Source organism: Nocardia wallacei (genome assembly GCF_029869545.1).
Classification (GTDB): Bacteria; Actinomycetota; Actinomycetes; order Mycobacteriales; family Mycobacteriaceae; genus Nocardia; species Nocardia wallacei_A.
Map to the genome: position 1 here is coordinate 1 of NZ_JARWQD010000291.1, position 10,752 is coordinate 10,752.

Annotated in this window: 7 protein-coding genes; 6 read left to right on the forward strand and 1 reads right to left on the reverse strand. The window is 70.0% G+C overall.

Annotated features, from left to right (window positions below; all coding sequences use genetic code 11):
• Positions 1–135 precede the first annotated feature (135 nt).
• Positions 136–1,020, reverse strand: coding sequence for a PAC2 family protein (locus QH290_RS25660; protein WP_280269988.1), 885 nt, complete (start codon positions 1,018–1,020; stop codon positions 136–138).
• Between the two features lie 288 nt (positions 1,021–1,308).
• Here QH290_RS25660 and metH point away from each other — a divergent pair, with 288 nt between their 5' ends.
• The 6 genes from metH (at position 1,309) to QH290_RS25690 (ending at position 10,689) form a co-directional block, all read left to right on the forward strand.
• Positions 1,309–4,887 (forward strand): methionine synthase, encoded by a 3,579-nt coding sequence (gene metH, locus QH290_RS25665; protein ID WP_280385679.1) that lies wholly within the window; start codon positions 1,309–1,311, stop codon positions 4,885–4,887.
• Positions 4,888–5,038: 151 nt separating this feature from the next.
• Entirely contained in the window at positions 5,039–6,688 is a 1,650-nt protein-coding gene (locus QH290_RS25670; protein ID WP_280385682.1) for a serine/threonine-protein kinase, read from the forward strand.
• A 121-nt stretch (positions 6,689–6,809) separates the two neighbouring features.
• Complete coding sequence (locus QH290_RS25675) at positions 6,810–7,475, forward strand: HAD family hydrolase (protein ID WP_342213767.1); 666 nt, start codon at positions 6,810–6,812, stop codon at positions 7,473–7,475.
• Positions 7,476–7,825: 350 nt separating this feature from the next.
• A complete protein-coding gene (locus QH290_RS25680) occupies positions 7,826–8,635 on the forward strand; it encodes a HalD/BesD family halogenase (RefSeq protein ID WP_280385685.1) in 810 nt (269 codons plus the stop codon).
• Positions 8,636–8,647: 12 nt separating this feature from the next.
• Positions 8,648–9,475 carry a class I SAM-dependent methyltransferase gene (locus tag QH290_RS25685; protein WP_280269984.1) on the forward strand — a complete coding sequence of 276 codons (828 nt, stop codon included), beginning with the start codon at positions 8,648–8,650 and terminating at the stop codon, positions 9,473–9,475.
• A complete protein-coding gene (locus QH290_RS25690; RefSeq protein ID WP_280385687.1) occupies positions 9,472–10,689 on the forward strand; it encodes a choline/carnitine O-acyltransferase in 1,218 nt (405 codons plus the stop codon). Before QH290_RS25685 ends, QH290_RS25690 begins: the two co-directional genes overlap by 4 nt.
• Positions 10,690–10,752 lie beyond the last annotated feature (63 nt).

The following is a 10,752-nucleotide window of genomic DNA, read 5'->3' on the forward strand; positions in this document are numbered from 1 at the left end:
CCGCCGGGCGGGGGGGGGTTGGCCTTGGGCCCGCGGGGGGGGCGCAAATTGGCCCCCCCCCCCCCCCCCACCCACCTAACACCCCGCGCCCCCCCCGGGGCGGGGGGGGGGGGCCCCCCCCCCCCGCCTCCGGCGTCAGAGGCTGAACCCGCCGGGGCCGCGGCGGCGCAGATACTTCTCGAACTCGGCGGCGATCGCATCGCCGTCGATCTTGGCCATGGCCTCGTTGAGGTCGATGGCGGCGTCGCCGCGCTCCTCGAGCGACCGCACGTACTCCATGACCTCCTCGTCACCGGCCGTCATCTCGTCGACCGCCGCCTCCCAGTCCTCGGCCTGAGCGGGCAGTTCGCCGAGCGGGACCTCGAGATCGAGGGCCTCCTCCACCCGGTGCAGCAGGGCGATGGTGGCCTTCGGATTCGGTGGCTGCGAGACGTAGTGCGGCACCGCCGCCCAGAACGAGACCGCCGGGACTCCCGCGCGCACGCACGCGTCCTGCAGCACGCCGGTGATGCCGGTCGGACCCTCGTAGCGGGTCTGTTCCAGGTTGAACCGCTCGGCGGCATCCTTGCTGTAGGCGGTGCCGGTGACCGGGACGGGCCGGGTGTGCGGGGTGTCGGCGAGCAGGGCGCCGAGGATCACCACCGTCGAGACGTGCAGCTGCTCGATCAGCTCCAGGATGTCGTGGCAGAAGCTGCGCCAGCGCATATTCGGCTCGATGCCGTGCAGCAGCACGATGTCGCGGCTGCTCCCGGACGGCGAGCACACCGACAGCGTGGTCGAGGGCCACTGGATCTCGCGCGTGACGCCGTCGACCTGCCGGACGGTCGGCCGGTTCACCTGGTAGTCGTAATAGTCCTCGGAGTCCAGTTCCGCGAGCGGTTCGGCGTCCCAGATCAGTTCCAGATGCTCGACGGCGCCGCTGGCGGCGTCGGCCGCGTCGTTCCAGCCCTCGAAGGCGGCGACCAGCACCGGATCACGCAGTGTCGGCAGTTCCGGATCGGATGATGCACTGGGGTTCACCCGGTCAGCCTACGGTGTCGAGGCCATGCGGTTCATGGCATATGAACCAACGCGCGTGTCGGCCCGCGGTGTCCGGTGCCGACCGTACCGCAGGTCCAGGATCCGCGTCGTAGCCCGGCCGGAATGCGCAGAAAGAGCCCGCAACGTAGCAATCGGTCTGGCTCCGTGGGGGTTTCGTGCACAAGTGGGACAGTGGACTCCGCGAGTGTGGCGGGGATCACCAGGCGGAGCGGCCTACCCGCGGTCCTCCGGTCGGAACTGTCCGAGTCGGCAATTACTCTTGAGTACATGTCTGTCTCCTCCCGCGCCGAGTTCGATACCACCCTGCTCGACACGCTTGCCCGACGGGTCGTCGTCGGTGATGGGGCGATGGGCACGATGTTGCAGGCCGCGGATCTGACACTGGACGACTTCCGCGGCCTCGAGGGCTGTAACGAGATCCTCAACGAGACCCGCCCCGATGTCCTGCGCACCATCCACCGCGCCTATTTCGAGGCGGGCGCGGATGCGGTGGAGACCAACACCTTCGGCTGCAACCTGCCCAACCTGGCCGACTACGACATCGCCGACCGGATCCGGGACCTGTCCGAGCGCGGCACCCGGCTGGCACGCGAGGTCGCCGACGAGATGGGGCCCTCGGCCGACGGCTCGGCCCGTTTCGTGCTGGGCTCGATGGGCCCGGGGACGAAACTGCCGACGCTGGGGCATGCGCCGTATGCGGCCCTGCGCGACGCCTACACCGAGGCGGCGCTGGGCATGCTCGACGGCGGCGCCGACGCGATCCTGGTGGAGACGAGCCAGGATCTGCTGCAGGTGAAGGCGGCGATCACGGGCAGCCGGCGGGCGATGGTGCAGTCCGGGCGGCGGATTCCGATCATCTCGCACGTGACGGTGGAGACGACCGGCACGATGCTGGTGGGCAGTGAGATCGGCGCGGCGCTGACCGCGATCGAGCCGCTCGGCGTCGACATGATCGGTCTCAATTGCGCCACCGGCCCCGACGAGATGAGCGAACATCTGCGGTATCTGGCCAAGCACGCGCGGCTGCCGGTGTCGGTGATGCCCAACGCGGGCCTGCCGGTGCTGGGCGCGAACGGGGCCGAATATCCTTTGACTCCCGAGGAATTGGCGATCGCGCTGCGCGGCTTCGTCACCGAGTTCGGGCTGGCGCTGGTCGGCGGCTGCTGCGGGACCACACCCGAGCACATCCGCCAGGTCGCCGAGGCGGTGCGCGAGGTGTCCCCGGCGCCGCGGGAACCGGTGCACGAGCCGAGCGTGTCGTCGATGTACACGGCGGTGCCGTTCGAGCAGGACGCGTCGGTGCTGATGATCGGCGAGCGCACGAATGCCAACGGCTCCAAGGCATTCCGCGAGGCGATGCTGGCGGAGGACTGGCAGAAGTGCCTGGACATCGCGAAGGACCAGATCCGCGACGGTGCCCACATGCTGGACCTGTGCGTGGACTACGTGGGCCGCGACGGCACGGCCGACATGTCCGAGCTGGCGTCGCGGCTGGCGACGGCGTCGACGCTGCCGATCATGCTGGACTCCACCGAAACCCCGGTGCTGCGAGCGGGTCTGGAGCATCTGGGCGGGCGCTGCGCGATCAACTCGGTGAACTACGAGGACGGCGACGGTCCGGGATCGCGGTTCCAGCAGACGATGCAGCTGGTGGCCGAGCACGGCGCGGCGGTGGTCGCCCTGACGATCGACGAGGAGGGCCAGGCGCGCACGGCCGAGGGCAAGGTGGCGATCGCCGAGCGCCTCATCGCCGACATCACCGGCAACTGGGGGCTGGCGGAGTCCGACATCATCATCGACTGCCTGACCTTCACCCTCGGCACGGGCCAGGAGGAGTCGCGGCGAGACGGCATCGAAACCATCGAGGCCATCCGGGAATTGAAGCGCCGCCACCCGAATGTGCAGACGACGCTGGGCCTTTCGAACATCTCCTTCGGCCTCAACGCGGCCGCGCGGCAGGTGCTCAACTCGGTGTTCATGCACGAATGTGTCGAGGCGGGACTGGATTCGGCGATCGTGCACGCGTCGAAGATCCTGCCGATGAACCGGATTCCCGACGAGCAGCGCGAGACGGCCCTGGACCTGGTGTACGACCGCCGCACCGCCGACTACGACCCGCTGCAGAAGCTGATGTCGCTGTTCGAGGGGGTGTCGGCCTCCTCGTCCAAGGCGTCACGCGCGGAGGAGCTGGCCGCGCTGCCGCTGTTCGAGCGGCTCGAGCGGCGCATCGTCGACGGCGAGAAGGCCGGGATGGACGCCGATCTCGACGCCGCGATGACCGAGGTGCCGCCGCTGCAGATCATCAACGAGACGCTGCTGGCGGGGATGAAGACCGTCGGCGAGCTGTTCGGTTCCGGCCAGATGCAGCTGCCGTTCGTGCTGCAGTCGGCCGAGGTGATGAAGTCGGCGGTCGCGCACCTGGAACCGCATATGGAGGCCACCGACGATTCGGGCAAGGGCCGGATCGTGCTGGCCACGGTGAAGGGCGATGTGCACGACATCGGCAAGAACCTGGTCGACATCATCCTGTCCAACAACGGCTACGAGGTGGTCAATCTCGGTATCAAGCAGCCGATCTCGACGATCCTCGACGCCGCGGTGGACAAGAAGGCCGATGTCATCGGCATGTCCGGGCTGCTGGTGAAGTCGACGGTGGTGATGAAGGAGAACCTCGAGGAACTCAACTCCCGCGGCATGTCCGGGCAGTTCCCGGTGCTGCTCGGCGGCGCCGCGCTGACCAGGTCCTACGTCGAGAACGACCTCACCGAGGTGTACGAGGGCGATGTGCACTACGCCCGCGACGCGTTCGAGGGCCTGCGCCTGATGGACGACATCATGACCCGCAAGCGCGGTGGCGCGATCGTCGACGACAGCCCGGAGGCGGCGGCCGAGCGGGAGAAGGCCGCCGCGCGCAAGGCCCGGCACGAGCGCTCGAAACGCATCGCCGCCGAGCGCCGCGCCAACGAGACCCCGATCGAGGTCCCGGCCCGCTCGGACGTCGCCGCCGACCTGCCGGTCGCGGTGCCGCCGTTCTGGGGCACCCGGATCGTGAAGGGCCTTGCGGTGGGCGAATATTCGAGCCTGCTCGACGAGCGCGCGCTGTTCCTGGGGCAGTGGGGCCTGCGCGGGCAGCGCGGTGGAGAGGGGCCCAGCTACGAGGAACTGGTCGAATCCGATGGGCGCCCGCGGCTGCGCTACTGGCTGGACCGGCTCACCGCGGAGGGCGTGCTGCAGCACGCCGCGGTAGTCTACGGGTATTTCCCGGCCGTCTCGGAGGGCGACGACGTGGTCGTGCTCACCGAGCCCGATGCCGGTGCGCCGGAACGGTATCGGTTCACGTTCCCGCGCCAGCAGCGCGACCGTTTCCTGTGCGTCGCCGACTTCATCCGCTCCCGCGAACTCGCGGCGCAGCGGGGACAGGTCGATGTCCTGCCGTTCCAGCTGGTGACCATGGGCCAGCCGATCGCCGATTTCGCCAATGAGTTGTTCGCGGGCGACAATTACCGCGACTATCTCGAGGTGCACGGCATCGGTGTGCAGCTCACCGAGGCGCTGGCCGAGTACTGGCACCGGCGCGTCCGCGAAGAGCTTGTGCTGGAAGGACATTCGGTCGCCGACGACGATCCCGACGATGTGCAGGAATACTTCAAGCTCGGTTATCGCGGCGCCCGCTACTCCTTCGGCTACGGCGCCTGCCCCGACCTGGAGGATCGCGCAAAACTGGTGTCGCTATTGGAATCCGAGCGCATCGGTGTGACATTGTCGGAGGAGTTGCAGCTGCATCCGGAGCAGTCGACGGATGCGTTCGTCCTGTTGCATCCGGAAGCAAAATACTTCAACGCGTAGAATTTTCGAGGGTTTCCGGGCTGCACACGCAGAGTGGCGGGACGGCCCGACATGAGCCGTCAGGCCCGGAGACGGCAGCGGAGCGTCACCACGCAGGGCCCCGCTCATGGCACGAGTAGACACTGCGTGAGCGCAAGAGGGGTACAACAACATGACGTCAGACCGGCTGATCGCGGGACGATACCGGCTAGGTGATCCCATCGGGACGGGGGCGATGGGTGTCGTGTGGCGGGCCACCGATGTCCGGCTCAGACGCACGGTCGCGGTCAAGCAGCTGCTGCTGGCGCCCGGTCTGACGCGCGCGCAGGCGCTCGAGGCGAAGCTGCGGGCCATGCGGGAGGGCCGGATCGCGGCCCGGCTGCACCACCAGAACGCGGTCACCGTGTTCGACGTCGCGGAGGAGGACGGCCAGCCCTGGCTGGTCATGGAGTTCGTCGACGCGCAGAGCCTGGCCGCGCTGATGCGCGACAAGGGCCCGCTGGACCCGCGGGAGGTGGCGCGCATCGGCGCCAAGGTGGCCTCCGCGCTGACCGCCGCCCACGACGCGGGCATCGTGCACCGGGACGTGAAGCCCGCGAACATCCTGGTGGCCGACAACGGGACGGTGAAGATCACCGATTTCGGCATCTCCCGTGCCGTCGGCGACGTCACCGTCACCTCCACCGGATTCCTCGCGGGCACCCCCGCCTATCTGTCGCCGGAGGTGGCGCGCGGCGAGAATCCGGAACCCGCCTCCGACGTGTTCGCGCTCGGGTCGACGCTGTACGCGGCCGTCGAGGGCAAGCCGCCGTTCGGCGAGGGCGACAACCCCTTGGCCGTACTGCATTCCGTGGCGCGGGCGCAGGTGCCGTATCCGCAGCACGCCGACACGCTGGCCCCCGTACTGATGGAACTCCTGGCCGCCGATGCCGGGAATCGGCCCACTATGCGGGAGGCGCAGACGGCCCTGGCGGCGGTCGCGGAGGGCCGGGCGGCCCCGGCACCGAAATCCGCGACCAAGGTGCTGCCGAAACCCGGTGCGCCGCTGGATGCGGCGGCCACCACCGTGCTGTCCGGTGCCGCCGCGGGCACTGCCGAGGACCCCACCGTGCATGTCCCGGCGGGTGCGCCCCCGCCGCCCGGCGGCGGGACCGTTCCCGCGGGATCGCCTGCACCGCAACGAAAGCCGCCCGCGATCCGGCAGAACCGGCGCGCGCTCGGCCTGCTCGCGGCGGGCGCGGTCGTGGTTCTGGTGGTCATCGGCCTGATCGCCGCGCTGAACAACGGCGGGGACGGGGGCGGCACGGTCGCGAGCGAGTCGTCGCAGCCGAATCCGGGTGGGCCCGTGCCCTCCTCGGTCGTCGCGCCTCCGGCGGATCAGGGCGAGCCCACCCGCGGACAGGCCCCGGCCCCCTCGACCGCTCCGGCGACCCCGAGCGCCCAGCCCTCCAGCGCCCCGACCCCCACGCCCTCGGCGCCGCGGGGGACGACCACGGCGCCTCCCTCCACGACGGCCCCGCCGCCGGTCAGCGCCAGCGCGTTCGTCGCGAACTACTACGGGATGCTGCCCGGCAATGTCAGTGGCGCCTGGTCGTCGCTGTCGCCGTCCTATCAGGCACAAACCGGTGGGTACGACTCGTACGTCAGGTTCTGGAGCCAGTTCAGCTCCGTGAGCGCATCGAACATCGTGCAGAACGGTGACACCGCGGTCGCCACGATCACCTACCGCTACAAGAACGGACAGCAGGAGTCCGAACAGCGGTGGTTCCGGGTCGTCAATGACGGCGGCCGCCCGCTGATCGTCGGCTCCGAGCGCGGCTGAGGGGGAGCGCCGGGTCGGCCGCCGTCGTCGACCGATTAGACTCGCGGGGCCCGGCCGACCGCACGGTACCGTTGCCGTTCGGCCGGTGCGAGGGTGAGCAGCGAGGAAAGGTCGGGAGCACGTGCCAGCGTTGACGGCGGTCCTGTGGGATATGGACGGCACGCTGCTGGACTCGGAGAAGCTCTGGGATATCGGAGTGCGGGAGCTGGCGGTCGAGCTGGGCGGGGCGCTGACCGAGGAGATCCGGCACGCGCTGATCGGCGCGGCCGCGCCCGACGCCCTGCGGATCATCTTCGCGGGCCTCGGCCTGGAACCCGACCCGGCGGCGGTCGCCGCGGCCGACGACTGGCTGCATCGCCGGGTGACGGAGCTGATGGCGGGGCCCATTCCCTGGCGGCCCGGAGCCAAGGACGCCCTGGCCGCCGTCCGCGAGGCGGGCCTGCGGACGGGGCTGGTCACCAACACCACCCGCGAGATCACCGAGCTCTGCCTGGACACCCTCGGCCGCGAGTATTTCGACATCACCGTCTGCGGTGACGAGGTGGCGCGCGGGAAACCGGCCCCGGACCCGTATCTGCGCGGTGCCGAGTTGCTCGGCGTAGCCCCGGAACAGTGTGTCGCCGTGGAGGATTCGCCCACCGGATCGCAGGCCGCGGCCGCCGCGGGCTGCGCGGTGCTCGTGGTGCCCTGCGAGATCCCCGTTCCCGAGCGCCCGGGCCTGGTCATCCGGGATTCGCTGGTCGGCCTCACCGTCGACGATCTCCGCGCGGTGCGCCGGTCGGTGTGAGGACGGGACACGATCGCCGTGATCGTGCTTCTGGATGGGAGTAGCCCCGGGGCGGCCGCCGGAGGCGATCGTGCCGGGTCGCGGCGCTGCGGCGCAGCGAGGGGCGCATTCGCAACGGTTGTGCGTGGGAATAGCCGTGGCGCACAGCGTTACTCGCGGGTTTGTGAGGTTTGACAGTGATCTTGGTGAATCCCGGGCGTGTTATTCCTCGGCAGTACAGAATGGGCTGCATGACTTCGACCGGGGAGCGGGCCGATGGACACGAGGCGGATGCCGGAGGCCCCGAAGACGCTGGGAGACAGGTCGTTTCACCGTCCCTGCACCGAATCGTCAATACCGGTCGGTATCCATTGGACGAACCCGGAAGCGCCGACTGGGACCGCGTGGTGGCGCGGGCGCGAGACGACCTCGCGGCCGACGGCTGCTGCGTCCTGAGCGGTTTCCTCCGCCCGGAGCTACTGGACACCCTGCGCGCCGAGGGCGAGGCCCTGGCGCCACACGCGTACTACACGGTCGAGAAGGTCAACGCCTACAACATCCCGCTCGACGCCGACCTGCCGCCCGACCACCCGGGCAATATCGTGCTCGAGCGCGGAAACGCCTTCGTCGCACGCGATCTCATCCCCGCCGACGCCCTGATCCAGGTGCTCTACACTGACCCGGTCTTCCAGCGTTTCATCGCCGACTGCTTCGGGCTGGCCGAATTGCACGAGTTCAGCGACCCGCTGGCCGGGCTGTGCCTGAACGTGGTGGCGCCCGGCATGTCGCATCCGTGGCACTTCGACACCAACGCGTTCACCGTCTCCATGCTCACCCGGGCACCGGAGGCGGGCGGGGTCTTCGAGTACTGCCCGGGCATCCGCACCCCGGAGGACGAGAATCTCTCCGCCGTCCGCGCGGTGCTGATGGGTGAGGGTGCGCACCTGATCCGCAGATTGGAACTGCGCCCCGGCGACCTCCAGCTGTTCCAGGGGCGGTTCTCGCTGCACCGGGTGTCGCCGGTGGAGGGAACCAGCCAGCGGCACACCACGATCTTCGCCTACAGCGAGCAGTCCGGCGTCGTCGGCAATGTCGAACGCACCCGGCAGCTGTTCGGGCGGGTACTCCCGGATCACATCGCCGCGGCCGGCGCCGTCCGCGGCGACCGACTGCTCGACTGAGAGGAAGCGCCCGTGCCGGTTTCGCTGCACAGTACCGGAAAAGCCTCGTTCGACGACATCTACGACCGCCCCGATCCCGCCGCCTACTACAGCCGTATGGCCGAGCTGGACTATTGCATCCCGGAACTGGCGAAACCGCACTTCGAGCGGCTCATCGAGGACTATCGCGCCGCGACGGGCCGCGCGCCCACGGTGCTGGACATCGGCTGCTCCTACGGGGTGGCCGCGGCGCTGATGCGCTTCGACGCCACTATCGCCGAACTCGCCGAGCACTATCGGCCCGGTGACACCGCCGCGCGGCAGGCCCGCGACCGGGCCCGGCTGGCCGCCAGCGGCCCGCGGCCCGAGGTCCGATTCATCGGCATGGACGCCGCCGCTCCGGCGCTGAAATACGCGGTCTCCGCCGGTCTGCTGCACGACATGGTGCACGCCGACCTGGAGGCGAACGAGCCGACCGAGGCCCAGCGCCGCCTGCTGGCCTCGGCGGATCTGGTGATCTCCACCGGCTGCGTCGGCTACATCACCGAACGCACCCTGCTGCGCGTGGCGCGGGCGCACGACACGCGGCGGCCCTGGATGGCACACTTCGTGCTGCGCATGTTCGACTTCGAGCCGATCGCGAAACAGCTGGCCGAGCTCGGGTACCGGATCGAGCGCGTGCCCGGCACCTTCCGGCAGCGCCGCTTCGCCTCGGAGGACGAACAGGCCCACGTGCTGAACACCCTGTCCGCCAACGGGATCGACCCGACCGGCCTGGAGGCCGAGGGGTGGCTGCACGCCCAGTTACATCTCTGCGTACCCGACGACGACCGCCCGACCAGAGACGAGGACCGCCCGTGACCGACCGCACCTTCGCCTTCGACGACCAGCTGCCGCGCGTGCCGCTGCCCACCCTGGAGGACAGCTGCGCGCGATTCCTGCAATGGAGCGCGCCGCTGCTGTCCGAGGAGGAGCGGTCCGCGACCGAGCGGGCCGTGGCCGACCTGCTGCGGCCGGACGGTCCGGCGCGCATCCTGCACGCCGACCTGCAGCGATTCGATGCGGAACCGGGCGTGGCCAGCTGGCTCGACGAATTCTGGCCGTCGCGGTACCTGGGCCGCCGCGACCGGATCGCGCTGAACGCGAACTTCTTCTTCCTGTTCCGCAACGACACGCCGCTGGCCCGCTCGACCTCCGAACGGCAGGCCGAGCGCGCCGCCGCGATCGTCACCGCCGCGGTGAACTACAAGCTGCGCCTCGACGCCGAGGCCGTCCCGCCCGTCACCCAGCGCGGGCAGCACCTGTCGATGGCGCAGAACAAGTTCCTGTTCTCCGAGACCAGGATTCCGGGCGACCCGCAGGACACCGTCCGGGTGCCCTACAGCGAGCAGTGGCCGGGACATTCGCAGGCCCGGCACATCGTGGTCCTGTTCCGCGGCAACCTGTTCCGGATGGAGGTCATCGGCGCCGACGGCACCCCGCACAGCCACGACGACCTCGTCGACGGCCTGTGCGCGACGATGAAGGCGGCGGCCCGCCCGGCGGCGACCTACAACGCGGTGGGGCACCTGACGACCATGGCGCGCGCCGACTGGGCGGCGGTCCGCACGGGCCTGCGCGCCGAGCCGGTCAACGCCGCGGCGCTCGACACCATCGAGACCGCGCTGTTCTGCCTGTGCCTCGAGGATTTCACGCCCCGCGACACCCAGCACGCCTGCGATCAGCTGCTGCACGGCGACAGCGGCAACCGCTGGTTCGACAAGGCCGTCTCGTTCGTCGTCTTCGGCGACGGCAGCGCCGGGATCAATGTCGAGCACTGCGGTCTGGACGGCACCACCATCCTGTCGTTCGTCGACGCGCTGCTCGAGAGGCCCGTCCGCGAGCACGCCGAGCAGTCGGGGGCGCAGCCGCAGGGACTGCCCGCCACGGAGCCGATCGAATTCGTGCTCGACGACGCGCAGCAGGCGGCCGTCTCGGCCCCCCCCGGCCCCGGATCGCCCCACAACCCGGCCCCAAACACCCCACACCCCGACCAAGAGCCGATAACGACGCCACCGACCACCCCCCCCCCATAACCACCACGACGAACGGCCCTTCGGCACTGGACAATTCGCCGACCGCGCCGGAGAACGACAGCC

What these genes read in the sequence shown, in the direction of transcription:
- metH (WP_280385679.1), top strand. Translation starts at nt 1,309, where the DNA reads ATGTCTGTCTCCTCCCGCGCCGAGTTCGATACCACCCTGCTCGACACG.
- QH290_RS25670 (WP_280385682.1), top strand. Translation starts at nt 5,039, where the DNA reads ATGACGTCAGACCGGCTGATCGCGGGACGATACCGGCTAGGTGATCCC.